The 25,934-nt window shown below is 63.1% G+C and carries 17 protein-coding genes; 12 read left to right on the top strand and 5 right to left on the bottom strand.

Translation table 11 applies throughout. The features are described 5' to 3' along the window. Positions 1–121 precede the first annotated feature (121 nt). The 3 genes from AC07RZ_RS03585 to AC07RZ_RS03575 are packed head-to-tail and all read left to right on the top strand — an operon-like array spanning position 122 to position 2,754. Complete coding sequence (locus AC07RZ_RS03585; protein WP_494666926.1) at positions 122–718, top strand: phosphatase PAP2 family protein; 597 nt, start codon at positions 122–124, stop codon at positions 716–718. Positions 719–775: 57 nt separating this feature from the next. Beyond that, positions 776–1,438, top strand: a complete 663-nt coding sequence (locus AC07RZ_RS03580; RefSeq protein ID WP_494666925.1) for a response regulator — start codon at positions 776–778, stop codon at positions 1,436–1,438. Beyond that, positions 1,414–2,754 carry an ATP-binding protein gene (locus AC07RZ_RS03575; RefSeq protein ID WP_494666924.1) on the top strand — a complete coding sequence of 447 codons (1,341 nt, stop codon included), beginning with the start codon at positions 1,414–1,416 and terminating at the stop codon, positions 2,752–2,754. The genes AC07RZ_RS03580 and AC07RZ_RS03575 overlap by 25 nt, the downstream gene beginning before the upstream one ends. Before the next feature lie 6 nt (positions 2,755–2,760). On the opposite strand, the gene AC07RZ_RS03570 is transcribed toward AC07RZ_RS03575, so the two are convergent. After that, on the bottom strand, positions 2,761–3,984 hold the full coding sequence (locus AC07RZ_RS03570) for a CaiB/BaiF CoA transferase family protein (protein ID WP_494666923.1): 1,224 nt from the start codon (positions 3,982–3,984) through the stop codon (positions 2,761–2,763). A gap of 293 nt (positions 3,985–4,277) precedes the next feature. On the opposite strand from AC07RZ_RS03570, the gene AC07RZ_RS03565 reads away from it, so the two are divergent. After that, positions 4,278–4,622: a hypothetical protein gene (locus tag AC07RZ_RS03565; protein WP_092396219.1), complete on the top strand. Its 345-nt coding sequence runs from the start codon at positions 4,278–4,280 to the stop codon at positions 4,620–4,622. Positions 4,623–4,633: 11 nt separating this feature from the next. Next, on the top strand, positions 4,634–5,197 hold the full coding sequence (locus AC07RZ_RS03560) for a glycine zipper family protein (protein WP_494666922.1): 564 nt from the start codon (positions 4,634–4,636) through the stop codon (positions 5,195–5,197). Between the two features lie 113 nt (positions 5,198–5,310). On the opposite strand, the gene AC07RZ_RS03555 is transcribed toward AC07RZ_RS03560, so the two are convergent. Then, positions 5,311–6,678, bottom strand: a complete 1,368-nt coding sequence (locus AC07RZ_RS03555) for an ATP-binding protein (RefSeq protein WP_494666921.1) — start codon at positions 6,676–6,678, stop codon at positions 5,311–5,313. 39 nt (positions 6,679–6,717) lie between these two features. Further along, positions 6,718–7,440, bottom strand: a complete 723-nt coding sequence (locus AC07RZ_RS03550) for a response regulator (protein ID WP_175500945.1) — start codon at positions 7,438–7,440, stop codon at positions 6,718–6,720. 320 nt (positions 7,441–7,760) lie between these two features. Between AC07RZ_RS03550 and AC07RZ_RS03545 the strand changes: the two genes are divergently transcribed. The 6 genes from AC07RZ_RS03545 to AC07RZ_RS03520 all read left to right on the top strand — a co-directional run bounded on the left by AC07RZ_RS03545 (position 7,761) and on the right by AC07RZ_RS03520 (position 18,452). Further along, on the top strand, positions 7,761–8,258 hold the full coding sequence (locus AC07RZ_RS03545) for a Spy/CpxP family protein refolding chaperone (protein WP_494666920.1): 498 nt from the start codon (positions 7,761–7,763) through the stop codon (positions 8,256–8,258). A gap of 341 nt (positions 8,259–8,599) precedes the next feature. Further along, positions 8,600–10,021, top strand: a complete 1,422-nt coding sequence (locus AC07RZ_RS03540; RefSeq protein WP_494666919.1) for an MdtA/MuxA family multidrug efflux RND transporter periplasmic adaptor subunit — start codon at positions 8,600–8,602, stop codon at positions 10,019–10,021. 17 nt (positions 10,022–10,038) lie between these two features. Further along, the gene (locus AC07RZ_RS03535) at positions 10,039–13,185 is read left to right on the top strand and encodes an MdtB/MuxB family multidrug efflux RND transporter permease subunit (RefSeq protein WP_494666918.1); all 3,147 of its coding nucleotides are present in this window, start codon (positions 10,039–10,041) and stop codon (positions 13,183–13,185) included. A 15-nt stretch (positions 13,186–13,200) separates the two neighbouring features. Then, positions 13,201–16,419 (top strand): efflux RND transporter permease subunit, encoded by a 3,219-nt coding sequence (locus AC07RZ_RS03530; protein WP_494666917.1) that lies wholly within the window; start codon positions 13,201–13,203, stop codon positions 16,417–16,419. A 51-nt stretch (positions 16,420–16,470) separates the two neighbouring features. Further along, positions 16,471–17,952 carry an efflux transporter outer membrane subunit gene (locus AC07RZ_RS03525; protein ID WP_494666916.1) on the top strand — a complete coding sequence of 494 codons (1,482 nt, stop codon included), beginning with the start codon at positions 16,471–16,473 and terminating at the stop codon, positions 17,950–17,952. Between the two features lie 68 nt (positions 17,953–18,020). After that, a complete protein-coding gene (locus tag AC07RZ_RS03520; protein WP_092396201.1) occupies positions 18,021–18,452 on the top strand; it encodes an EamA family transporter in 432 nt (143 codons plus the stop codon). 8 nt (positions 18,453–18,460) lie between these two features. Here AC07RZ_RS03520 and pabB read toward each other — a convergent pair whose 3' ends face one another. Then, positions 18,461–20,350, bottom strand: coding sequence for an aminodeoxychorismate synthase component I (gene pabB / locus AC07RZ_RS03515; RefSeq protein WP_494666915.1), 1,890 nt, complete (start codon positions 20,348–20,350; stop codon positions 18,461–18,463). A gap of 148 nt (positions 20,351–20,498) precedes the next feature. Between pabB and AC07RZ_RS03510 the strand changes: the two genes are divergently transcribed. Further along, on the top strand, positions 20,499–21,890 hold the full coding sequence (locus AC07RZ_RS03510) for an MFS transporter (RefSeq protein WP_144738716.1): 1,392 nt from the start codon (positions 20,499–20,501) through the stop codon (positions 21,888–21,890). A 9-nt stretch (positions 21,891–21,899) separates the two neighbouring features. Here AC07RZ_RS03510 and AC07RZ_RS03505 read toward each other — a convergent pair whose 3' ends face one another. Then, positions 21,900–25,925 carry a translocation/assembly module TamB domain-containing protein gene (locus tag AC07RZ_RS03505; RefSeq protein WP_494666914.1) on the bottom strand — a complete coding sequence of 1,342 codons (4,026 nt, stop codon included), beginning with the start codon at positions 25,923–25,925 and terminating at the stop codon, positions 21,900–21,902. Positions 25,926–25,934: the final 9 nt, after the last annotated feature.

Raw genomic sequence — 25,934 nt, 5'->3', positions numbered from 1 at the left:
CATGGCGCACGGCCAGCCGCGGCGCCCGTCCCGCTTCTCCTCAGTAATAGCTAAGTCTCCGCAACTATCCTGCTTCCACCTGTCCGATACGGCGTTTAGCCTCACTTTGCCAAAGGCACCCATGGAAGAACTGAATCACTCGCTGTTTCTGCTGATCAATGCCAGCCCCCATCCCTCGCCGTTCTTGCTGAACGCCGCCATGCTATGCGCCGAATGGCTGGTTTTCCTGATCCCGGCCATCCTGCTGCCGGGCTGGCTGCGCGGCGGCGAACAGACGCGCAAGCTGATGCTGGAAGCCGCCGCCTGCGGCGTCCTCGCGTTATCCGCCAGCATGCTGGTCGGCGCGCTGTGGCCGCATCCGCGCCCGTTCATGACCGGCCTTGGAACGAATTTCCTTGCACATGCCGCCGATTCTTCGTTTCCCAGCGACCACCTGACTTTGCAGTGGTCCGTGGCTTTCAGTTTCCTGCTGCATCGCCAGCTGCGCACGCTGGGACTGGCCTTCAGCCTGCTCGGCTTACCCATGGCATGGGCCCGCATCTACCTCGGCGTCCACTTCCCGCTGGACATGCTGGGCGCCGCCCTGGTCGCCGCGCTCAGCGCGGGACTCTGCTTTAGCGGCGCAAAGTGGTTTATCGGGCCGCTGTTCAGAGCCGTTTCCTTCATTCACCAACGCCTGTTCGCGCCGCTGATCCGGCGCGGCTGGATATTGAAATAGGCGGCGTGCAAGGTAGAATCAGCAGCAAAGGCAACCTGGCGCATGGAGAGGCACGCAATGAGAGTACTGCTGGTGGAAGACGACCGCATGATCGGCGACGCCGTGCAGACGGCATTGCGCGACGCCAGCCATGCCGTCGACTGGGTGCATGACGGCGCGGCGGCCCTGAGCGCCGCGTCCAGCCAAAGCTACGATGTGATGCTGCTCGACCTCGGCCTGCCGCGCCAGGACGGTTTCGCCGTGCTGCGCCAGCTGCGCCAGCAAGGTAGCGCGCTGCCCTTGCTGATCGTGACCGCGCGCGACGCTGTCGAAGACCGCATCGGCGGCCTCGACCTCGGCGCCGACGATTACCTGGTCAAGCCGTTCGAGATGGGCGAGCTGCTGGCGCGCATGCGCGCGGTGGTAAGGCGCAAGGCCGGCAACGCCAATCCGGTGATGAGCAACGGCTCCCTGTTCCTCGACCCCAGCACGCGCGAAGTAAGCGCTGACGGTGTCGCAACCCGCCTGTCGGCGCGCGAATTTTCCCTGCTTCATGCGCTGCTGCTGAGGCCGGGAGCGATCCTGTCGCGCCAGGAACTGGAAGACCGCATCTATGGCTGGAATGAAGAAGTCGAAAGCAATGCGGTGGAATTCCTGATTCATTCGATCCGTAAAAAACTGGGCGCGGCGTCAATCAAAAATGTCAGGGGACTGGGATGGATGGTTTCCAAGCAAGACTAAGCCGTTCGCTGCAATTCCGGCTGTCGCTGTGGCTGTCCCTGGTGATCCTGGCGATGGCGGTGCCGGCCGGGGTGTTTTCCTTTTATTCTGCTTACCATGAAGCCAACGACCTGCAGGATGACCAGCTGCGCCAGGTAGCGGCGCTGGTGCTTAGCCGCGACCTGCCGCCGGCCACGCCGGACCGCCATGCGATTGGAAAAATGAAGGACGAGGAATCGAAAGTCATCGTCCAGGTCCTGGCGCCAGGCGCGCCGGCCAAGGGCGACGATGAAGCGCTGCGGCTGCCCGCCGATCTGCGCGACGGCATACAGACATTCAAGGCAGGCCGCGTGCATTGGCGTCTGTTCGTACAGACGACGCCTTCCGGCCAGCGCCTGGCGGTAGGCCAGCAGACCGCGGTGCGCGACGAAATCGCGCGCGACAGCGGCCTGCGCACCATGATGCCGTTCATGGTGCTGATCCCGGTATTGATCGCCCTGGTCAGTTTCCTGGTGCGCCGCATGCTGCGGCCGATCGCCCTGCTGTCGCAGGAAGTCGACCGGCGCGACGACCAGGACATGCGTCCGCTCGCCGAACAACAGGTGGCCGATGAAATCCGGCCGCTGATCGGCTCGATCAATCGCCTGCTGCGGCGGGTCGCCGACAACATGGATGCCCAGCGGCGCTTCCTGGCCGACGCGGCCCACGAGTTGCGCTCGCCGCTGACGGCGTTGTCGCTGCAGGCGGAAAACCTGGCCGCGACCGATCTTTCGCCGGCCTCGACAGCGCGCCTGCTGCCGTTGCGGCAAGGTCTCAATCGCAGCAAGGCCTTGCTGGAACAGCTGCTGACGCTGGCGCGTTCGCAAAATACCGGCGCGCCCCAGCTCGCCCGGGTTTCACTGCAAGCCGTGCTGCGGCGCGTGATGGAGGACAGCCTGCCGCTGGCGCAAGCCAGGCAGATCGATATCGGCATCGAAGCGGATACCGAGATCACGCTGGCGGCGCAGGAAGTCGATATCGTCGCCCTGGTGCGCAACCTGATCGACAACGCCATCCGCTATACGCCCCAAGGCGGCAGCGTAGAGCTGCGCGCAGGCATGCAAGCCGGCCTGGTGTCGATCGAAGTGGAAGACAGCGGCCCCGGGATTGACGAGGCTGAACGCGAGCGGGTATTCGATCCCTTTTACCGCGTGCTGGGCAGCGGCCAGGACGGCTCCGGCCTGGGGCTGTCGATCGTCAAGTCGATCGTGGCCAGGCTGCATGGCAAGATCGAGCTGCAGCACGTCCACGGCACGGCGCCTTACGGACTAAAGGTGGTTATCCATATTCCCGCCTGAAGCTGTTCAGATCACGCCCTGCTGCCGCAACTGTGCGATCTGCTCGGCGCTCCTGCCGATGGTGGCCAGCACTTCTGCCGTATGCTGCCCCAGTTCCGGTCCCACCCAGTTGGTCTGGCCCGGCGTCGCCGACAGCTTGGGCACGATGCCCGGCAAGTCTATCGGCTGGCCGTCGGGCAGCACATGCTGCTGGATCATGTCGCGCGCGCGGAAATGCGGATCCTGGTGGATATCGGCCGCGGTATAGACCTTGCTGCTCGGTACTTCCGCCTGTTCCAGCACCTGCAGCACATGCTCCAGGCCATGCCGCGAGGTCCATTCCGTGATGGCGGCATCGAGCATGTCGTTATGCTGCGCCCGGCCGTCGTTGCGCGCCAGGCGCGGATCTTCGGCCAGGTCGCTGCGGCCGATGGCGTGCATCAGGCGCTTGAAGATGCTGTCGCCGTTGCCCGCAATGATCACGTAGTGTTCGCCGCGGGCATCGCTCAGGCAGGGATAAGTGCTGGATGGTGAAATGCCGGGAAAACTGGCGCCGGTGCGCTCGCGCACGAAACCGAACTCGGCATATTCCGGAATCAGGCTTTCCATCACGCCGAACACCGCTTCGTACAAGGCAATGTCGATGAACTGTCCGGCGCCGCCGTTCGCTTTCAGGTGGTGCATGGCCAGCAAGGCGCCGATCACGCCATACAGCGACGCCAGCGTATCGCCGATGCTGACGCCGACCCGCACCGGCGGCCGGTCGGGATAACCGGCCAGGTTGCGCAAACCGCCCATCGATTCGGCAATCGCCGCAAACCCGGGCCGCGCATGATAAGGGCCGTCCTGGCCATAACCGGATACGCGCACCATGATCAGCTTCGGATTGATCTTCGACAGATCTTCCCAGCCCAGGCCCCAGCCTTCCAGCGTGCCGGGACGGAAATTCTCGATCACGATATCGGCATCCTTGACCAGGTCGCGCACAATCTGCTGGCCCTGCTCCGATTTCAGGTTCAGGGTCACCGACTTCTTGTTGCGGCTTTGCGAATACCACCACAGCGACGTGCCGTTATGCAGCTTGCGCCATTTGCGCAGGGGATCGCCGTCGCCCGGCGCTTCGATCTTGATCACTTCGGCGCCAAACTGCCCCAGCAGGCTGGCGGCATAAGGGCCGGCGATCAAGGTGCCAAGTTCGATCACTTTGACGCCCTGGAGGGAGGATTGCTGTTGTGCGCTTGGCTGCTGCATTTCTTTCACCTGTTTTCTGTCGTCTGTTGATGCGGGGGATCGGCAGATTATAGAGTAGGTCGCAAGCCGCCAGCCTTGCAGGCTGCCGCGCAGGGGCAAGTAAAAATCTCCTGCTGTCCTGCAACAATTCCCCGCATTGGCGTCCCTGCATTGCGCCCATATAAGCCGCTTTGTATCAAAGAGTTAAAATGATTGATCTTGACGCCAACATTTGCAACCAGAAGTAACTCCTTTTTGCGCTTGCAGCTGTCCGGGATTATGATTAAATCACTGATAAATGCGTGGGACATATCATGAAAAAAATTGCTCTATTGGTACTTGCCGCTGCGGGCCTGATGGTCACCAGTTCGGCCAGTTTTGCCTACGGCTATTACGGACATGGCGGCTTTTACGGCCCGCGCTTCGGCGTGACCATAGGCGGACCGCTGTATTGGGGCCCGCCGCCGGTGTACTACGCGCCGCCACCGGTGTATTACGCGCCGCCGCCGGTCTACGTCGAGCCTGAGCCGCAAACCTATATAGAAAAGGCCCCGAACTATGCGTATTACTGCCCTAGTCCGGCTGGCTACTACCCCCAGATTCCTCGCTGCCCGAAGGGCTGGATGAAGGTAATGCCGGACGAAGCTCAACCTAGATAAGGCGGTGTGTGATGATAAGTGGAACGACCAAGATAATCGCGGCCTCGCTGGCCGTCATGCTGACCGGCTGCGTTACCGCGCCGTCAGGTCCGAACGTGATGGCGCTGCCTGGCTCAGGTAAAAGCTACGAGCAATTCCGCAACGACGAAGCGGTCTGCCAGCGTGCCGCCCAGGACAGGATAGGACCGTATGCGCCGCAGGCGGCGGCTGACAATGCGGTAGGAACCGCCGCAGCCGGCACCGTGATCGGCGCCGCGGCAGGAGCACTGATCGGCGCGGCCACAGGCCGTGCCGGCGCCGGTGCGGCAATCGGCGGCGGCGTCGGCCTGCTGGCCGGCAGCTCGGTCGCCGGCGATTCGGCGGCGCGCAGCAGCTACGGCATGCAGCGCGAGTACAACAATGTCTATACCCAATGCATGTACGCCAAGGGCAACCAGGTGCCGGTCGCCGGCGGCTATGCAAACAGCCGTCGCCAGCAGTACTATGCGCCGGCTCCGCAGTACTCGGCGCCGCCTGACTATTACCCGCCGCAACGTGGCAACTACGGCCCGCCGCCAGACTACGTTCCTTACTGATCCCGGTTGATCGCAAAAAAAAAGACATGCCTCAGGCATGTCTTTTTGCATTCAGGCGGAGATTTTCTGCCTAGCTTCTGTTGCTCTCCGCGCTTGGCCGTCGCCGGCCGTTTTCAGATGCCGTTCAAGGCCGGCAACCGCAAGGTGGCTTCCAGGCCGCCCTCCGGATGATTGCGCAGCTGCAGCGTTGCCCGATGGTTTTCGGCGATATTGCGTGCGATGGTCAATCCCAGCCCGGTGCCGCCGGTATCGCGCGAACGGGAGGTCTCCAGGCGGAAAAACGGATCGAACACCCGTTCCAGCAGCTCGGCAGGAATGCCGGTGCCGCCGTCGCGGATCCTGATCACGATGTCGTTCCCTTCACGCACCGCCAGCAGGCGCGCATAACGGCCGTATTTGGTCGCATTGTCGACCAGGTTGGTAAGGCAGCGCCGCAGCGTGTTCGGCTGCGCCATGATCGAAGCACGCGTGCGCCCTTCCAGCGTCACATCCTGCCGGGCGTCGACGGCATCGGCGCACACGCTGTCGAGCAGGGAATCGATATCGAGCTTTTGCATCGCTTCAGCCGAATCCATGCTGCGCGCCAGGTCCAGGCCCTCGCGCACCATGCTTTGCATGACCGCCAGGTCTTCCAGCAGCTTGCGGCGCAAATCGGCCTCGCCGACCTTTTCCAGGCGCAGGCGCAACCTGGTCAGGGGCGTCTGCAAGTCGTGGGTAATCGCCGCCAGCATGTGGGTGCGGTGCTGGATCTGCCGCTTGATGCGCGCTTGCATGGCGTTGAAGGCGGTGGCCGCCTGCCGCACTTCGGTCGGGCCGGTTTCGTCCAGCGGCGGCCGGTCGATATCGCGCCCCAGTTCACCGGCGGCGACCGCCAGGTGCTTGATCGGCCGCGCCGTCATCTTGGCGACGAAATAGGCCAGCCCGCCGATCAGCAGCAGGAACAAGGCGAAATAAGGCGACAAGTAAGGCATGCCTGGCGGCCGCGCCGGAGGAGGCGCGCCGGGGCCGCGCGTCATGCGCAGCTTGAGCTTGAGCAGCGTCCCGTCTTTCAGGCTGACATATACCACCTGGCATTCTTCGGGCCGGCGGAAATCGAAATTCCTGCGCGTGTGGAGCTTGCAGTCGCTTTGCTTGTCCACCAGGATGCTGCGATCGGCGCCCAGGCGCGCCTTCAGCAACGAGGTCAGGGAAGGATTGTCGTCGACGGCGTTTTCGGTGTCTTTGACCATGCTGGCTTCCAGGCCGAAATTCTCGCTGGTCTGGAGCACGACGGAACGCATGTCGGGGCCGACATTGTCGAGCGAAAAAACGATCTGCTCGACCCGTTCGGCGATGCGGAATTCATAAAATTCCTTGAAAGCCTTGCGCCGCTCGTTTTCAGCCAGCCAGCTGGTGGTGGCAGCGGCGACCAGTATGCCCGTCAGCAGGATCAGGAATACCCGGTTGGCAACCGAGCCAAAAAAATTTCTCACGAACGGCATCCCTCTTCTACTCTATCCAGGCGCGCAACCGGCGCCGCATCACGACTCAACCGTCACCGCGGTGGCCAATACATAACCTTCGTTGCGCACGGTCTTGATGATCACCGGGGTACGCGCGTCGTCGCCCAGTTTCTGGCGCAGGCGGCTGATCTGGATATCGACCGAACGGTCGAAGGGATCGGATTCGCGTCCCTGGGTCAGTTCCAGCAGCTGGTCGCGGTTCAAGACCCGGTTCGGATGGTCCAGGAACACCTTGAGGATACGGTACTCGGCGCCGGACAGGGCCACCACCAGCCCTTCGCTGTTGACCAGGTGGCGCGCGATCAGGTCCAGCGTCCAGCGTCCGAACTGGATCTGCTGGGCTTCCGGCGAGGCCATGTTCGGCGGCAGCGCCTGGGTGCGGCGCAAGACGCTGCGGATGCGGGCAAACAGCTCGCGCGGCTCGAACGGTTTCGACAAATAATCGTCGGCGCCCATTTCCAGGCCGAGGATGCGGTCCAGCGGTTCGCCGCGCGCGGTCAGCATGATCACCGGGATGTTCGAATCGGCGCGCAGGTTGCGGCACAGCGTCAGGCCGTCTTCGCCGGGCAAGGTCAGATCCAGCACCACCAGGTCGACCCGCGCTTCCGACAACACCTTGCGCATGTCGTTGCCGTTGGTCGCCATCAAGGTGCGAAAGCCGTTGGCGTCGAGATACTCGGCCAGCAAGGTCCGGATTTCGTGGTCGTCGTCGACCACCAATATGTGAGCAGCAGTTTCCATATGCGTGATTATCCTAGTGCGGCCAAGCGAAAAAAGAAGAGCTTAATGATGAGTGGCGAAGTATTCAATGCGATCAATCCCTGGCAGGTGGCAGCTGCCGGCGGCTGTAGTTTCCAGGATTATGGCAACTCGCGACAAGAAAGACGATAGTAATTTGTATATTGGCATATCTGCCACCTCAGTGGACACATTAAGATACAAAGCAAACTAGATGCCATACATGGCGATACAAAGCCGGGCTTCCATGAAAAACCGGCGATACACCAGCGCGGTCCAATGCGAACTGTGCGGATTGCACTTAAATTCATGGAGATTTCACGATGTTCAAGCTTCGCAAACAACTGCTGATTGGCGTGACCGCACTGAGCTTTGCTGCCATGGGCATGACCGCCCACGCCCAGGCCGACGGCGGCCCGGGACGTCACGCGCCTACGCCGGAGCAACAGGCCAAATTCGCCGAAAAGATGGCAAAACGGCAGGCCAAACTGCATGACGACCTGAAAATCACCTCGGCCCAGGAACCCGCATGGCAGACCTTTATCGGCAAAATCAAGCCAGTCCCGCCTACCGACAAACCGCAGCGCCCGAGCAAGGAAGAATGGGCCAAGCAAACCGCCCCTGAACGCATGGAGCACAAGATGGAATTCCTGAAACGGGCTGAAAGCCGCCTGGCCGACCGCACCGCCGCAGTCAAGGAGTTCTATGCCGTACTGACGCCAGTCCAGCAAAAAGTGTTTGATGAGCATTTCAAGCAAATGGAACAACACCGTTTCGGCCATCGCGGTGGTCACCGCGGCGGCCCGGACGCTGCTCATTAACTGAAAACGGCCCGGCTTCCGGCCGGGCCGCAGTCCGCTCCAGGCAAACGGCGCGGCTTCGGAGCCAGCCCGGCTCGACTCGATCCTGGCGCCTATTCGGCGGCTGCGCCGTCTGCCGGCGCTTCCTGCCTCGATCAACCCAATTGCCGACCGCCAAGCCAGCGGCTACACTGCCTCGCCGGCGTCTTTCATTAATTTGAAACAATTTCTAATAAATACACACGGCAGTAAAATTTACTCGCTAAACTCATGTAACCATTTTTCAACAATCCGCCGCAGGTCCGCCCTCGGCAAATTGTTGCATTGCATCCGCCCACATTCTGACTGACCTCCTGCCTGCGATGACTACTACACCGACCTCTCAAACCGACCAATCCAGCCAAGCCCGGCCTGCCCTCCTCAGTCAACGCCAGGGCGGATTCCAGCGCGGCTGGTGGTGGCTGGCCGCAGTCGTCGTGCTGGCGCTGGCGGCTTACCTGATCTGGGGCCGCAGCCATCAGCCTGGCGATGCGGCAGCGGGAAAAACCGGGCAAGCGGGGCCAACCGCCAACGGCGGCGGCAAGGGCGGCCGGCGCGGCGGCCCCGGCGGACCGAGCGGTCCGTTGCCGGTAGGCGTGGCAGCCGCAAAAACAGGCGATATCCGGATCTATCTTTCCGGTCTCGGCAGCGTCACGCCGGAAGCGGCGGCGACGGTAAAAAGCCGGGTCAACGGCCAGTTGATGAAACTGCATTTCAAGGAAGGCCAGGTGGTCAAGGCCGGCGACTTGCTGGCAGAACTGGATCCGCGTCCTTACCAGGTGGCGGTAACGCAGGCCGAAGGCCAGCTGATCCGTGACACCGCCCTGCTGAAGGCCGCGCAGATCGATTTGCAGCGTTATCGCACGCTGCTGGCGCAGGATTCCATCGCCAGCCAGCAGGTCGACACCCAGGCCGCGCTGGTCAAGCAATATGAAGGCACGGTCAGGTCGGACCAGGGTGCGCTCGACAGCGCCCGCCTGCAGCTCACCTATTCGCGCATCACCGCCCCGATCAGCGGCCGCATCGGCCTGCGCCAGGTCGACCTCGGCAATATCGTGCAGAGCAGCGATACCAACGGCATCGCCGTCATCACCCAGCTGCAGCCGATCACCAGCGTATTCAGCATCCCGGAAGATAATATTCCGAACGTCATGAAACAGATCCAGGCCGGCAAGACGCTGGCGACCGATGTCTGGGACCGCGACCAGAAGAACAAGCTCGACAGCGGCGCCCTGCTCACCATCGACAACCAGGTCGACAGCACTACCGGCACGGTCAAGCTCAAGGCTGAATTCCCGAACGCCAATTACGCCCTGTTTCCAAGCCAGTTCGTCAATGTCCGCATGCTGCTCGACACCCGCCGCGACGCCGTCGTGATCCCGAATGCGGCGATCCAGCGCGGCTCCAGCGGCAATTTCGTGTACGTCGTGAAAGCCGACCATACTGTCACCATCCGTCCCGTGACGGCCGGTCCGGCAGAAGGCGAATCGACCGCCATCGACAAAGGCATCGCGGTCGGTGAAACCGTTGTAATCGACGGCATAGACAAACTGAAGGAAGGCGCCAAGGTGGAGCCGGTGACCCGCGGCGGGCCTGCTGCAGCAGCTGCAACCGGCACCGACCCCGCCGCTGCCGGCACCCACAAGGGCGGCCGGCGCCACCGCGCGGATGCCGGCGGCGACGCCTCTGCACCCGCAGCCTCCGCGCCGGCACCTGCCGCACCCAATAACCGCAGCAGTCAATAACCGGCTGTGAAGAACGCATGAATCCCTCACGTCAGTTCATTCTCCGTCCGGTCGCCACATCCCTGTTGATGCTGGCGATTTTCCTGGCCGGCATCGTCGCCTACAAGCAGTTGCCGCTTTCGGCCTTGCCGGAAGTCGACTATCCGACCATCCAGGTAGTGACGCTGTATCCCGGCGCCAGCCCGGACGTCATGACGTCCTCGGTCACCGCGCCGCTGGAGCGCCAGTTCGGCCAGATGCCCGGCCTCAACCAGATGTCGTCGACCAGTTCCGGCGGCGCTTCGGTGATCACCCTGCAGTTCAGCCTCGACCTGAGCCTCGATATCGCCGAACAGGAAGTCCAGGCAGCGATCAACGCCGGCGGCAACCTGCTGCCTTCCGACCTGCCGACGCCGCCGATCTACAACAAGGTGAACCCGGCCGACACGCCTATCATGTCGCTGGCGATCACCTCGAAAACGCTGCCGCTGCCCAAGGTGCAGGACCTGATCGATACCCGCCTGGCGCAAAAGATTTCGCAAGTGCCGGGAGTCGGCCTGGTCACCCTGTCCGGCGGCCAGCGGCCTGCCGTGCGCCTGCAATTGAATCCGCGCGCAGTCGCCGCGCTGGGCATGAACCTGGATGACATCCGCACTGCCATCGGCAATGCCAACGTCAACCAGGCCAAGGGCAGTTTCGACGGACCGGCGCGCGCCTCGACCATCGACGCCAACGACCAGCTGCGTTCGGCCGACGAATACCGCAACCTGATCATCGCCTACAAGAACGGCGCGCCGATCCGGATCTCCGATGTCGCCGATGTGGTCGACGATGCGGAAAACATCCGCCTGGCGGCCTGGTCCAACACCTCTCCTGCAGTGATCCTGAATATCCAGCGGCAGCCGGGCGCGAACGTGATCGGCGTGGTCGACAACATCAAGAAGATCCTGCCGAAACTGCAGGAAACCTTGCCTGGAGCGATCGATGTCCAGATCCTGACCGACCGCACCACCACCATCCGCGCCTCGGTGGCGGACGTGCAGTTCGAGCTGCTGCTGTCGATCGCGCTGGTGGTGATGGTGATCTTCATCTTCCTGCGCAGCGTGCCGGCTACCATCATTCCTAGCGTGGCGGTGCCGCTGTCGCTGATCGGCACTTTCGGCATCATGTACCTGGCCGGGTTCTCGGTGAACAACCTGACCCTGATGGCGCTCACCATCGCCACCGGCTTCGTGGTGGACGATGCGATCGTGATGATCGAAAACATTTCGCGCTACATCGAAGAAGGCATGAAGCCCTTGCAGGCGGCCCTGAAAGGCGCCGAGCAAATCGGCTTCACCATCATTTCGCTGACCTTTTCGCTGATCGCGGTGCTGATCCCGCTGCTGTTCATGGGCGACGTGGTCGGCCGCCTGTTCCGCGAGTTCGCCATCACGCTGGCGGTGGCGATCCTGATTTCCGCCGTCATCTCGCTGACCCTGACGCCGATGATGTGCGCCAAGCTGCTGCACCATATCCCGGAAGAAAAACAAAGCTGGTTCTACCGCAAGAGCGGCGAGTTCTTCGACAACATCATTGCCCGCTACGGCGTGGCGCTGGAGTGGGTGCTGCGCCACCAGCTTTCCACCCTGGTGGTGTCGATCGGCACCCTGGTGCTGACCGCGGTGCTGTACATATTCATTCCAAAGGGCTTTTTCCCGGTGCAGGATACCGGCGTGATCCAGGGCATTTCGGAAGCCAGCCAGTCGATTTCGTTTGCCGCCATGTCGGAGCGGCAGCAGGCGCTGGCGGCGGTGGTGCTGAAAGACCCGGCGGTCGAGAGCCTGTCCTCGTTCATCGGCGTCGACGGCAGCAACGCCACCCTGAATAGCGGACGCATGCTGATCAACCTGAAGCCGCGCGAACAACGCAACATCAGCGCCAGCGACGTCATCCGCCGCCTGCAGCCGGAACTGGACCGGCAGGTCGGCGACATCACGCTGTACATGCAGCCAGTGCAGGATTTGACGATTGAAGACAGCGTCAGCCGCACCCAGTATCAGTTCAGCGTCGAAGACGCCAACGCCGCAGAGCTAAGCATCTGGGTGCCCAAGCTGATCGAACGCCTGCGCAAGATTCCGGAACTGGCGGATATCGCCAGCAACCAGCAGGATCTCGGCTTGCAAGCCTACATCGCCATCGACCGCGACGCCGCTTCGCGGCTGGGCATCACCACGGCGGCGATCGACAATGCCTTGTATAACGCGTTCGGCCAGCGCCTGATCTCCACCATCTACACCCAGTCGAACCAGTACCGGGTGGTGATGGAAGTCAAGCCGGAATTCCAGAAAGGCCCGGCGGCGCTGAACAGCATTTTCCTGGTCGCCGGCAACGGCAGCCAGATCCCGCTGTCGAGCATCGCCACCATCGAGGAGCGTACTTCGCCGCTGGTGGTGAACCATATCGGCCAGTTCCCTGCCACCACGATTTCCTTCAACCTGGCGCCCGGCGCCTCGCTGGGCAACGCGGTCAAGGCAATCCAGGCGGCCGAAAAGGAAATCGGCATGCCGGCCAGCATCCAGACCAGCTTCCAGGGCGCGGCGCTGGCGTTCCAGGCTTCCCTCAGCAACACCCTGATGCTGATCCTGGCGGCGATCGTCACGATGTACATCGTGCTCGGCGTCCTGTACGAAAGCTACATCCACCCGATCACGATCCTGTCGACGCTGCCGTCGGCCGGGGTGGGCGCCCTGCTGTCGCTGATGATCGCCGGCACCGACCTCGGTATCATCGGCATCATCGGCATCATCCTGCTGATCGGTATCGTCAAGAAGAACGCCATCATGATGATCGACTTCGCACTGGATGCCGAACGCAATGAAGGCAAGAGCCCGCGTGAAGCGATCTACCAGGCTTGCCTGCTGCGTTTCCGCCCGATCCTGATGACCACCATGGCGGCCTTGCTGGGCGCCTTGCCGCTGATGCTGGGCACCGGCGTCGGCTCCGAACTGCGGCAACCGCTGGGCATCACCATGGTCGGCGGCTTGCTGCTGTCGCAGGTGCTGACCTTGTTTACCACGCCGGTCATCTACCTGGCGTTCGACGACCTGGCGCGCCGTACAAAAGCACGTTTCGGCATCAAGCAAGACGAGCACAAGGGCGACGACGACAGCGACGGCGCGATTCCTGAGCCGGCCAAGCCGTAGGGAAGCCAAGACAGCATGAATATCTCGCGCCCCTTTATCCAACGGCCGATCGCCACCACCCTGCTGACCATCGGCATCGCCCTGGCCGGCATGGTGGCGTTCCGGCTGCTGCCTGTGTCGCCGTTGCCGCAGGTGGATTTTCCGACGATCTCGGTCTCCGCCTCATTGCCAGGCGCCAGCCCGGAAACCATGGCCGCCACCGTGGCCACGCCGCTGGAGCGCGCACTGGGATCGATCGCCGGCATCACTGAAATGACTTCGTCGAGTTCGCTCAGTTCGACCCGCATCACCCTGCAGTTCGACCTCAGCCGCGACATCGACGGCGCGGCGCGCGACGTCCAGGCTGCCTTGAATGCGGCGCGCAACCTGCTGCCGACCGGCTTGCCCAGCAATCCGAGCTATCGCAAGGTGAATCCGGCCGATGCGCCCGTGATGATCCTGGCGCTGACTTCGGACAGCATGACGCAAGGCCAGATGTACGATGCCGCCGACACCATCCTGGCGCAAAAGCTGTCGCAGGTGAAAGGCATCGGCCAGGTCAGCGTCGGCGGCAGCTCGCAGCCGGCGGTGCGGGTCGAGCTGAATCCGACCGCGCTCAACAAATACGGCATAGGCACGGCCGACGTCCGCACCGCGATCGCGGCCACCAACGCCAACCGCCCCAAGGGCATGCTGGAAGACGGCGACAAGAACTGGCAGATTTACGCCAACGACCAGGCCAAGACCGCCGCCGAATACATGCCGCTGATCGTTTCCTACCGCAACGGTGCGCCGGTGCGCGTCAGCGATGTCGCCACGGTGGTCGACTCGGTCGCCAACCTGCGCAACTCCGGATCAGCCAACGGCAAGCCGTCGGTGCTGGTGATCCTGAGCCGCCAGCCCGGCGCCAACATCATCGAAACGGTGGATGAAGTGCGGGCCCTGCTGCCGCAGCTGCGCGCCTCGATCCCGGCTGCCATCAACCTCGATGTCGCCATGGACCGGACGCCGACCATCCGCGCCTCCTTGCGCGAGACCGAAAACACCCTGCTGATGTCGATCGCGCTGGTGATCATGGTGGTGTTCCTGTTCCTGCGCAACGGCCGCGCCACGCTGATCCCGGCGGTCGCGGTGCCGATTTCGCTGATCGGCACGTTCGGCGTCATGTACCTGCTCGGCTACAGCCTCGACAACCTGTCCCTGATGGCGCTGACGATCGCCACCGGCTTCGTGGTGGACGATGCGATCGTAGTCCTGGAAAACGTCTCGCGCCATATCGAAGACGGCATGAAACCGTTCGCCGCGGCGTTGAAGGGCGCCAAGGAGGTCGGCTTTACCGTGATGTCGATGAGCATTTCCCTGATCGCGGTATTCATCCCTATCCTGCTGATGGGCGGCATCGTCGGCCGCCTGTTCCGCGAATTTGCCGTCACCTTGTCGGTCGCGATCCTGGTTTCGCTGGTGGTGTCGCTGACCACCACGCCGATGATGTGCGCGCGCCTGCTGAAACACGAACCGGACCGCAAGCAGGGACGTTTCTTCACCGCCACCGAACGCGCCTTCGACGCCATGCTGCGCGGCTACGAACGTTCGCTGGCGTGGGCCCTGCGGTTTGCGCCCTTGATGATGCTGATCCTGTTCGGCACCATCGTGCTCAACGTATATCTGTACACGGCGATTCCCAAGGGATTTTTCCCGCAGCAGGATACCGGCCTGGTGATCGGCGGCATCCAGGGCGACCAGTCGATTTCGTTCCAGTCGATGAGCACCAAACTGAACCAGTTTGTCGAAATCGTCCGCAAGGATCCCGACGTGCAGAGCGTGATCGCATTCACCGGCGGCGGCCAGAGCAACCGCGGCCAGATGTTCATCACGCTGAAGCCGCTGACGCAGCGCAAGCTGACCGCAGACCAGGTGATCGCCCGGCTGCGCGGCAAGCTCAGCCATATTGCCGGCGCCAACCTGTTCATGCAGTCGGTGCAGGATATCCGGGTCGGCGGCCGCTCCAGCGACGGCCAGTACCAGTACACCCTGCAGTCTGACGACCTGAACGAACTGCGCACCTGGGAGCCGAAGATCCGCGAGGCGTTCAGCGCCTTGCCGCAGCTGGCCGACGTCAGCACCGACCAGCAGGACAAAGGCTTGCAGACCACCCTGACCATCGACCGCGAAACCGCCATCCGCAGCGGCGTCACGCCGCAGCTGATCGATTCGACCCTGAACGACCTGTTCGGCCAGCGCCAGGTATCGACCATCTACAGCGGCATGAACCAGTACCACGTGGTGATGGAAGCAGCACCGCAGTATTGGCAGAGCCCGCAAATCCTGCACGACACCTACGTCAGCATTCCTTCCAGCACGGCCAACCTGTCGCCCACCACCTCCGCCCTCGGCACGCCGCCGGCGCTGACGGCGGGCGGCAAGCTGGCGTCCAATTCATCGCTGGCGCTGACCTTGTCGACCACGGCGGAACAGCAGATGCCGCTGGCGGCGTTCTCCAGCTTCCAGCCCACCAACACCTCGCTCGGCGTCAACCACCAGAGCCAGTTCATCGCCTCGACCATTTCCTTCAACCTGCCGGTCGGCGGTTCGCTGTCCGACGCCACCTTGGCAATCAACGACGCCATGGCCCGGATCGGCGTGCCGACCTCGGTGCACGGCAGCTTCCAGGGCAGCGCCAACCTGTTCCAGTCATCCCTGAGCAGCCAGCCGCTGCTGATCCTGACGGCGCTGCTGGCGGTGTACATCGTGCTCGGGGTCCTGTATGAAAGCTACGTCCATCCGATCACCATCCTCTCGACCCTGCCTTCGGCCGGCGTCGGCGCCCTGCTGGCCCTGCTGGCGACCGGCACCGAGTTCAGCCTGATCGCCCTGATCGGAGTGATCCTGCTGATCGGCATCGTCAAGAAAAATGCCATCATGATGATCGACTTCGCCCTTGACGTTGAGCGCACCCGCGGACTGTCGCCGCGCGATTCGATTTTCGAAGCCTGCAAGCTGCGTTTCCGGCCGATCATGATGACCACCATGGCGGCCATGCTCGGCGCGGTGCCGCTGGCGCTGGGCCACGGCGACGGCGCCGAACTCCGGCGGCCGCTGGGCATCGCGATTGTCGGCGGCCTGATCATGAGCCAGCTGCTGACCTTGTACACGACGCCGGTGGTCTACCTGTACATGGACCGCTTCCGCCTGTGGAGCAAGGATAAATGGGAACGGCGCGGCGGCAGGCCGCTGCCTGACGCCAGCGAAGCATAAGCACGACACGGAAATCATGGCCGACGCAAAACGATAATCAACGGATCCAATATGAAACAAGCACCTACCAATAAAACCCTGTTGGCGGCGGCAGCCGCGGCGCTGCTGCTGAGCGCCTGCGCCGTCGGGCCGGACTATGTAAGGCCGGCCACGGTTGCGCCGGCCGCCTTCAAGGAAATGAAGGATTGGAAGACAGCTACCCCGCAAGACCAGGAGCTGCATGGCACGTGGTGGGAAATCTTCCAGGATCCGCAATTGAATGCACTGGTCGAGCAAGTCAATATCTCCAACCAGAACCTGGCGCAAGCCGAAGCGCAGTTCCGCCAAGCGAAAGCCTTGGTGGAATCGGCCAGGTCGTCTTACTTCCCGACCGTGTCGGCCAACGTCTCGGCCACCCGCTCCGGCGGACGCAGCAGCAGCCTGAGCAGCTCCGGCGGCTCGGTGACCACCACCGATGCGCTCGGGCTGAGCGCCAGCTGGGAACCCGACCTGTGGGGCCGCATCGGCCGCACGGTGGAAGCCAACCAGGCATCGGCCCAGGCCAGCGCCGCCGACCTGCAGGTGGCCAGGCTCAGCGCCCAATCGACGCTGGCCCAGAATTACCTGCAGCTGCGGGTGCTCGACATGCAGCAGACCTTGCTCGACGACACGGTAGCGGCTTACCAGAAATCGCTGCAGCTGACGCAGAACCAGTATGCGGTCGGCGTGGTCGCCCGCTCAGACGTGATCCAGGCCCAGACCCAGCTCAAGGGCGCGCAGGCGCAAGCGCTGGACAATGGCGTATCGCGCTCCCAGCTGGAACATGCGATTGCCCTGCTGACCGGACAGGCAGCCTCTACCTTCTCGATTGCGCCGGCGCCGCTGATAGCGGTGCTGCCGTCGATCCCGGTCGGCGTGCCATCCTCGCTGCTGGAGCGCCGCCCCGATGTCAGCTCGGCGGAACGGCTGGCGGCATCGGCCAACGCCAAGATCGGCGTGGCCAAGGCGGCGTATTTCCCGAATCTGACCTTGTCGGCTTCGGGCGGCTTCCAAAGCAACAGCTTCGCCAACTGGCTGACGGTTCCTAACCGCATCTGGTCGCTCGGGCCGGCGCTGGCGGCCACCCTGTTCGACGGCGGCGCGCGGCGTGCGCAAAGCGACCAGGCGATCGCCGCCTACGACGCCAGCGTTGCAGCGTACAAGCAGGCGGTGCTGACCAGCTTCCAGGAAGTCGAAGACAACCTGGCGGCCTTGCGCATCCTGGAACAGGAGGCTGCGGTCCAGGCCGAGACAGTCCAGTTCGCGCATCATGCGCTGGAACTGATCTTGAACCAGTACAAGGCAGGCACCGTCAACTACACCAGCGTGGTGACGGCGCAGGCGACCGCATTCAACGCCGACCTGTCGGCGCTGAATATCCGGAACCGGCGCTTTGCGGCAAGCGTGCAGCTGATCAAGGCGCTGGGCGGCGGCTGGAACCAGGCCGAGCTGCCTGACAACGCGATGCTCAACGATCGCGATGTCACGGCCGCGGGCAAACCTGCAGCCAAATGAGATCCGGGGCAAAATAGCGTTGACTTGAATCCTGTCGGTCAAGTCTTATTCGATATCAGGGGAAAAAAATGAATTTCGGCTCCAGCTGGCAGGTATTTGCTCTTGGCTCTGCATTCTTCGCCGGCCTCACGGCGATCTTCGGCAAGTTCGGCGTCGCCGGCATGAACTCCAACTTCGCCACCTTCATCCGCACCGTCATCATCCTGTTCGTGATCGCCGGCATCGTCAGCTTGCGCGGCGAATGGCAGAAACCGACGCTGGTCAGCTCGTCCAACTGGCTATTCCTGGTGCTGTCGGCCATCGCCACCGGCCTGTCCTGGCTGTGCTACTACCATGCGCTGCAGATCGGCCCGGTGTCCAAGGTCGCGCCTATCGACAAACTGAGCGTAGCCTTCGCCATCGTGCTCGGCTTGCTGTTCGCCGGCGAACAGCTGACCTGGCCGGTAGCGATCGGCGGTTCGCTGATCGTGGCCGGATCGGTCGTGATCATCGCGTTCTGACCAGCCTGCTACACGATTTGCAGCAGCGTCGCCGGCATGGTTCCGCGCAAGGCGTTGCACACCATGATCTGTTCGGCGGCCAGCAAATCTTCCAGGTCCAGGCTGCGTTCGCTGGCGTTCCACGCCGGATCGTCCAACACCACGCTGCGCATCACTCCGGGCAGCAATCCCGCCCGCAGCGGCGGCGTGTACCAGCGCCCGTCCAGCTTGACAAACACACTGCTGCGGCCGCCTTCGGTCAACTCGCCCTCGCCATTAAAGAACAGCATGTCGAAAGCCCCCAGTTGCTGCGCCTGTTGCCAAGCCTGGTCGTAGCGTTGCCGTATCGTGGTTTTATGCCGCAGGAACAGGTCGCCGGACTGCACCCGCGCCGGCGCGATCAACAGGCCGACCGGGATTTCAAGCGTCCCCAGTTCCGCGCTGTGCAGGCTGCAGCTGCCATCTGCCGACAAGGTCAGGCGCAGGCGTTGGGGTGCGCCGGCAGGCAAGTTGGCGCAATGTGCCCGCAAACTCTCCCGCAGGGTGTTTTCGTCGTAAGGAAAACCAAAGTAGGCAGCCGATGCCCGCAAGCGCTGCAAATGCAGGTCCAGGTGGCGGCAACCGTCCGCAGCGGTGGCGTACATGGTTTCAAACAAGGAAAAATCGCCGACCATGCCAGTCAGGAATTTGGCTTTCAATGCGCATTCGGCATATTCTTCTGCCGCTACACTGTCGTGCACGATGCCGGCGCCGACGCCCATTTCGCCGTGGCGTATGCTGGCGCCATGCAAGCCGTCCGGCGCGGCTGGCTGCAGCCATAAAGTCCTGATCGGCACCGACAGGCAGAAATCGCCGAACCGGCGGCCCGGCTGCTCCACATCGAACCATCCGATCGCACCGGTATACAGGCCGCGCGGTTCCGGTTCCAGCTCATTGATGATTTGCATGGTGCGGTGCTTGGGTGCGCCGGTTATCGATCCGCACGGGTACAGCGCCTGGATCACGGCGCTGAGGCTGATATCGTCGCGCACCTGCGCCTGCACGGTGGATGTCATTTGCAGCACAGTGTTGAAGCGGGTCACCTCGAACAATTGCGGCACGCGCACCGAGCCGAGGACGGCGATGCGTCCCAGGTCGTTGCGCAGCAAGTCGACGATCATCAGGTTTTCCGCTCGGTTCTTGGGATCCGCGGCGAGCGCCTTGGCGGCCAGGGCATCCTGGCCGGCGTCGCCGCTGGCGGCGGCGGTGCCTTTCATCGGCCGCGTGGTCAGCACGCCGGCCGCATGGCGTACGAACAGCTCCGGCGACAGCGACAGGACCGCCGCACCGTCCTCCAGCAGGATCAGGCTGCCGTAAGGCACCGGCTGGCGTTGCCTGAGCTGGCGATACAGGGTGACGGGGCTGCCGTAGACATCGAAACGCAAGCGGTAGGTATAGTTGACCTGGTAGGTGTGGCCGGCTTCGATGTAGGCGTGGATCTTGGCGATGGCGGCGGCGAATTGCGCGGCGTCGACATTCGGATGGAGATTGGCGACGCCGGCGCCGGCTTCAGCAGCACCGTGTTCCGCAGCCTGGCGCTGCGCCAGCCAGGCGTCTACGTCGGCATCGTTCAAGCGCTCGCAACGGGAAAACAGCAGGATTTGCGCCAAAGGCCGCGGCCCCGCTGCCGGCGGCCGCGGCAGCGCGACATGCTGCAGCCCGATCCCAAGTTCATAGGTGAACAATGTCACCGCGTGCAAACCGTCGCGCAAGGCTTGCTGCATCTGTTCGATCAACTCTGGCAACCGGTTCGCATCAAAACATGACAGGGTGCGCACGTGGCCGGTGTATAGTCGCGAAGAATGCGATTGCGCAGAAATGGCGCTGCGGTCATCCAGCAGGGCAAAACACTCGATTGGCGCGGAAAGCGTGTTGGTCATGGTTTTTGTGAAAAGCGGCAGGCGGCCAAGGTAACAGATGGAGATCGCATACTATCTGAACGGCAAAAAATTGTCAAAAACACTATAATTATCCTCTTTTAAGCAGGGCAGGCTGGGCTTTTTCCCCGCCCTGCCAGCCTCCCCCTTCATGCCCATATCCCGCGTCTTCCTCACGCCACTGATCGTAGCTTGCGCCCTGTTCATGGAAAACATGGACTCCACCGTGATCGCCACTTCTCTACCGATGATGGCGCACGACATGGGAGAAAGCCCGATCGCGCTCAAGCTGGCGATGACGTCCTACCTGGTCAGCCTGGCGGTATTCATACCGATCAGCGGCTGGATGGCCGACCGCTTTGGCGCCCGCACGGTGTTCCGCAGCGCCATCGGCGTATTCATGCTCGGTTCGATCCTGTGCGGCATGTCGAACACGCTGGCGGAATTTGTCGCTGCCCGTTTCCTGCAAGGCGTGGGCGGCGCCATGATGGTGCCGGTCGGGCGGCTGGTCATCCTGCGCACCACCTCCAAGGCGGAACTGGTGCGCGCGCTCAGCTACCTGACCATCCCGGCTTTGCTGGGGCCGGTGATCGGGCCGCCGCTGGGCGGTTTCATCACCACCTATTTCCATTGGCGCTGGATCTTCTTCATCAATGTCCCGATCAGCATCCTCGGCATCTACCTTGCTACCCGCTATATCGAGAACCTGCGCAGCGATGATACCGTACCGCTCGACTGGATCGGTTTCCTGCTGTCGGCGATCGGCTGTTCGACGCTGATGTTCGGCCTGGCCAGCGCCGGCCGGCACCTGGTGGCCGGCGATGTCTCGCTGGCCTGCGTGGCAGCCGGCACCGTGAGCTTGCTGGCGTACGTATGGCATGCCTTCCGCACCCCGCATCCGCTGATCAACCTGCGGCTGCTGCGGATCCCGACGCTGCGCATGAACGTCTTCGGCGGCTCGCTGTTCCGCATCGGCGTGGGCGCCTTGCCGTTCCTGCTGCCGCTGCTGTTCCAGCTGGGCTTCGGCCTGACGCCGTTCCAGTCCGGCCTGCTGACCTGCGCTTCGGCCGCCGGCGCGATTTTCGTCAAGACCATGACCACCGCCGTGCTGAAAAAATTCGGCTTCAGGAGCGTGCTGGTTTACAACACGCTGCTTGGCGCGCTGTCGATGGCGGCGTTCGGCGTGCTGAAAGCGGATTCGCCGCATATCTTCATCATCCTCATGCTGCTGCTGGGCGGCTGCGTGCGGTCGATGCAGTTCACCAGCCTGAATGCGATTGCCTACGCCGAGATCGACCAGCGCCAGATGAGCCAGGCCACCAGCCTGACCAGCGTCGCCCAGCAACTGGCGATCGGCCTGGGCGTGACGGTCGGCGGTTTCGCATTGCAGGTATCGAACCAGGTGCAGGGCCACGCCACCATCGTCAGCGCCGATTTCTGGCCGGCCTTCCTGCTGATCGCGCTGGTCGCCCTGGCTTCGCTGCCGTTTGCCTTGAAACTGCAGCCCGACGCCGGCGCTGAACTGTCGGGCCGCCGCGCCTGATCGCCAGGATTAATCGAAGCGCAGGTTGTACAGGACTTCCAGGCCGTTGATGGTGCCGCCGCGCATCACCATCGACCAGCGCCGCGAAAATTGCCAGGTCAGTTTCAGGATGCTGGCGGCGCTGGTCAGGCTCTGTTCGTAACCCAGGTTGATTTTCTCGGTGATGACTTTGCCCAGACTGACCACCTGCTCGTTTTCGATGCCGGAGTCGCTGGAGCCGATCGAAAATTCGTCGAACCCGATGCCTTGGGCAATCTTCTTGCCGCCATAATTTCCCAGCAGCGCCAGCGCCTGGCCGGCGGCCTGGCGCTGGCCCAGCGCAGAACTGTCGCTGCCGTGGCCGAACATCAGCCAGGAGAGTTTTTCTTCATCCGACACGTTCGGCTCCGATACCAGCTTGACCCGCAGGTTGCTTGGATTGCCGGTGATCTCGGCGCCCGCTTCGACTTCCTGGTTGCGCTTCATGGCAAGGATGTTGATATTCGGATTGTCGATCGGCCCCTGGAAATTGATCAGCCCGCGCTCGATCGCCAGCTTGCGGCCAAACACTTCGTAGCTGCCGCTCGCGACACGGATCGTGCCGGTAGCGCGCAACGGCTGGTAAGGCTCGCTGCGGACCTGCATGGCGCCGCGCAACAGCAAATCGGCGCCGCTGCCGCGGAAGCGGAAATCGCTGCCGAAATCGACTTCCACGTTCATCACCGGCGTAGCGCCGCCGGCCGGTTTCTGCGCCGCCTTGGCCAGGCGTTCCTGCTCGGTCAGCGGCGTGGCGCGCGCCTTCACTTCCTTGCGCACGATGACCACATCGTCGCCCAGCACCGGCGCGCTGCTCTTCGGCAGGTCGAACAACGCCTTGTCGACCGTGAACTTACCGTCGACGTGCAGCTGCTCCTTGACGTTGGCGATCTTGGCCTGGCCCGACAGCATCAGCTGGCGGTCCGGGCTGGCGAACAGCTGCAGGCGATCGGCGACCACATTGGCAGTCAGGTCAGGATTGTCATGGCCGAGCTGGAGCCGGCCGGTAGCGCGTATGGTGCCGTCGCCGCCGTGGAATTCCAGCTGCTGCAGCTCGACCACGTTGTCAGCCAGGTTCAGGCGCGCCGTGCCGTCCTTCAGCTTGATGCCCTGGTCGAACAGGGTGACGGCAAGCTGGTCGCCGGCGACCTTGCCTGACAGCATCGGCTTGCCCAACTGGCCGCCCAGGCTCAGGTCCAGCGCCAGGCTGCCATCCAGCGCAACCTGCGGTCCGATCAGCGCACCGATGGATTTCAATTGCGGCACCTGCAACCTGGCCTGGCCGGACAACGCCGAACTGTCGCTGGCAGTCCAGCCGCTGTCGCCATGCTGCAGGGCCAGTTGCAGCTGTGCATCCAGCGTACCTATCCTGGAAGCCGCCAGCCGGCTATCCAGCCTGACCTGGCCGCCCTGCAGGTCTGCCCGCAGCTTCAGCTCCGACAAACCGAGGCTGACGTCGCCGCGTCCCGGATTGACGCGCAGGTCGCCGCTGCGGCGGACGATCTGCAGGTAACCGCCGACGGTCTCCGCCAGCGAAAAATCCCAGCTGCTGTCCAGCACCAGGTCCGTCTTCAAAGGGAGTTCGGGGCCGCCGAATTCATGCGCCAGGCCAAGTATCGTCGCTACGTTGAGCGCATTGACGGTGCCGGCCGAACGGATTTTTCCATGGTCGTAGCTGAAATTTTTCAGGTCGATCTGCGCATCGGCCACATTCAAGCGGCTTGCCCCCAGCACCACGCGGCCGGCCTCGGCGCTGATCGCCAGCGGCGCCGCCAGGCTGATGCGCGGCGTGCCTTGGTTCTGCAATTCGCTGAGCTGGCCCTGCCAGCCGTATCCGGCCTTGCTTTCGTTCAGCTGGCCTTGCGCTGCCAAGGTCAGGTGCAAAGGTTTGCCGCGCAAGGTGCCGCTGCTGTCCAGCTTCAGGGCATGGGCGCCATACGTGCCGGCCAGGTTCAGGCTCAGCTTGTCGAGCGCCATGTCGGCGCTATGCAAGCCGCGGCCTTCCACGCTGAGGGCCAGCCGGTTGGCGGCGGAATTGAGCTTGGCGTTCAGGTCAGCCTGTATATCGGCCTGCCCCGACAGGCTATCCGCCCGATGTTCGCCATAGGCCAGTTTTTCGGCGCGGTACGTGGCTTGCACATTCGGCTTTTGCAAGGTTCCGCTGAGCTGGCCGTCCAGGTGTACGGCGCCGGAAATGCCGAAGCCCAGGCCCTGCAGCTGCGGCGCATCAAGCTTCAGGACCAGGTGGTCGCCGGCAGCGCCGAAGCTGCCCTTGGCCTGCAGTTCGTTGCCGGCCACCGACAGCGCAACGTCGCTAGGCAGCAAGCGCGCGCCGGCCAGGTTGAGCAAGCCGCTGCCGGTCATCGGCAACTGGTCGTAGCGGCTGTCGCGGATGGCGAACTTGAGCTTCACCTTCAGTTCCGGCTCCAGGTTGCCGCTGGCGTCGATATCCATGTTGATGTTTGCCGTCACGGCCTTGGCTTTAGGAGCGCTGGCGGATTTTGCTGCGCCCTTGGCCGCACTTTTCGCCGGAGCTGCGCTGTCGATCCAGAGGAAGGGATTGAAATCGCGCAGGCTGCCTTTTACCGCATAGGCCATTCCGGCGCCGCGTTCCAGGCTGCCGCTGGCATCGAGGTGCGCCGCCCCGGCTGCCAGCTGCGCCGTTTTCACGGCGATCTGCCTGGCGTCGATCACGGTTTCCAGTTTTGCCTTGTAGTTGGCGTCGGCCAGGTTCAGGCTGACCTGCTGGTTTTCCGGCGTCAGCTTGACCTTGAGCGGCCCGCGCAACTGCGTCGGTTTCAACTTGCCGTGCAGCGCCTGCAGATCCAGGCCGGCAACGTCGAAACTGAATTCACCGTTGCCCTTGTTCTTGCCGTCGCCATGGTATTCGCCCTGGCCGCTGATGCTAGCGTCTTTCAGCAGCTTCAGCTGCAGCCGCGACAATTGCTGGACCTGGGTATCGAGCCGCAATTCGGCGCCGGCGCTGACCAGCGGCAGGCGGTCCTGGTCCAGGGGGCCGGCCATGGCATTGGCGATGCGTATCGGTCCGCTCACCGTCAGCGTCGCCAGGTCCACCACAGCCGGCGCGCTGCCGGCCGCGGTAGCAGCGGCAGCAGGCATCTCCGGCTTCAGCGCAACCTGCAGGCTCAGGTCGGCCTGCGGCGCGCCGCTGCTGAACAGTTTCGGATTGATGTGGGCGGCGTTCAATTCAAGCTGCTGGAACGGGATGGGCGCAAACGGCGTCGCGGCAATCTTCGCGGTTCCGCTCAGTTTGTCGCCGCGCGCATTCAAGCCTATGTCCAGCAGCGCCAGGGTGCCGGACAACACCGCGTCCACCTGGTATTTTTCTTTCTGGTATTCGCCGCTCAAATTCGCCCCGCCGCTCAACGCAAACGGCTTCACGCCGTTCAGGCTGAGTTTGGCGCTGGCCTTGCCGTACGGCGTGTCAAGCCGTTCCAGCACCAGGTCATGCTGGGTGCCGTCGGATTCTCCGTGCAGCTGCAGGCGGCTCAGTTCAGTCGTGCTCAATCCTTGGTGCAGAGACAGCTTGTCCAGGGAAACATCATTGAGGGCCAGTTGCAGCGGCAACGCCAGGCTGGCCGGCATGATGGCTGGTTCCGGCGGCGTCGGCTCCAGCCTGGCATCGACATTGCCTACGTGCAGGTAAGCGACATCCAGCTTGAGCGGCGACAGGTTCAAATGCCACTTTGCGTCGATCCGGTCAATCTTGTATTGCTGGGTAGCGTCGCGATAGACCACGTTGCGCAGCTGCAAACCGTCCGCAACCGTGCCGCCGGCCAGCTGGCCGGACAAATTGCCATGCATTACCCAGGTGGCCAATTGCCACATGGCCCGGGCGCCGGACTCGGAACGGAGGCCGAAAAACAGCGCGGCTGCCAGCACCAGCGCCAGCAACAACAAAACCGCAAGCATCCGCCACAGCCGACGCATGCCCCCGCCTCCGCCGCTCTGGTTCGGCGGCGGGCTGGCTGATTCCTTGGAGATGGCGGCTTCGGTCATGCGTTCAAT

The organism is Collimonas sp. GW821-FHT07E08 (assembly GCF_059418905.1).
Note: the sequence above shows the minus strand (reverse complement) of the source record. Positions and strands in the feature narration are given on the sequence as shown.

Excerpts from the sequence above, each read along its gene's own strand:
- AC07RZ_RS03525 (WP_494666916.1), top strand. The coding sequence starts at position 16,471 with ATGAAACAAGCACCTACCAATAAAACCCTGTTGGCGGCGGCAGCCGCG.
- AC07RZ_RS03560 (WP_494666922.1), top strand. The coding sequence starts at position 4,634 with ATGATAAGTGGAACGACCAAGATAATCGCGGCCTCGCTGGCCGTCATG.
- AC07RZ_RS03550 (WP_175500945.1), bottom strand. The coding sequence starts at position 7,440 with ATGGAAACTGCTGCTCACATATTGGTGGTCGACGACGACCACGAAATC.
- AC07RZ_RS03505 (WP_494666914.1), bottom strand. The coding sequence starts at position 25,925 with ATGACCGAAGCCGCCATCTCCAAGGAATCAGCCAGCCCGCCGCCGAAC.
- AC07RZ_RS03555 (WP_494666921.1), bottom strand. The coding sequence starts at position 6,678 with ATGCCGTTCGTGAGAAATTTTTTTGGCTCGGTTGCCAACCGGGTATTC.
- AC07RZ_RS03575 (WP_494666924.1), top strand. The coding sequence starts at position 1,414 with ATGGATGGTTTCCAAGCAAGACTAAGCCGTTCGCTGCAATTCCGGCTG.
- AC07RZ_RS03535 (WP_494666918.1), top strand. The coding sequence starts at position 10,039 with ATGAATCCCTCACGTCAGTTCATTCTCCGTCCGGTCGCCACATCCCTG.
- AC07RZ_RS03545 (WP_494666920.1), top strand. The coding sequence starts at position 7,761 with ATGTTCAAGCTTCGCAAACAACTGCTGATTGGCGTGACCGCACTGAGC.
- AC07RZ_RS03570 (WP_494666923.1), bottom strand. The coding sequence starts at position 3,984 with ATGCAGCAGCCAAGCGCACAACAGCAATCCTCCCTCCAGGGCGTCAAA.
- AC07RZ_RS03540 (WP_494666919.1), top strand. The coding sequence starts at position 8,600 with ATGACTACTACACCGACCTCTCAAACCGACCAATCCAGCCAAGCCCGG.
- AC07RZ_RS03580 (WP_494666925.1), top strand. The coding sequence starts at position 776 with ATGAGAGTACTGCTGGTGGAAGACGACCGCATGATCGGCGACGCCGTG.
- pabB (WP_494666915.1), bottom strand. The coding sequence starts at position 20,350 with ATGACCAACACGCTTTCCGCGCCAATCGAGTGTTTTGCCCTGCTGGAT.
- AC07RZ_RS03565 (WP_092396219.1), top strand. The coding sequence starts at position 4,278 with ATGAAAAAAATTGCTCTATTGGTACTTGCCGCTGCGGGCCTGATGGTC.
- AC07RZ_RS03520 (WP_092396201.1), top strand. The coding sequence starts at position 18,021 with ATGAATTTCGGCTCCAGCTGGCAGGTATTTGCTCTTGGCTCTGCATTC.
- AC07RZ_RS03510 (WP_144738716.1), top strand. The coding sequence starts at position 20,499 with ATGCCCATATCCCGCGTCTTCCTCACGCCACTGATCGTAGCTTGCGCC.
- AC07RZ_RS03585 (WP_494666926.1), top strand. The coding sequence starts at position 122 with ATGGAAGAACTGAATCACTCGCTGTTTCTGCTGATCAATGCCAGCCCC.
- AC07RZ_RS03530 (WP_494666917.1), top strand. The coding sequence starts at position 13,201 with ATGAATATCTCGCGCCCCTTTATCCAACGGCCGATCGCCACCACCCTG.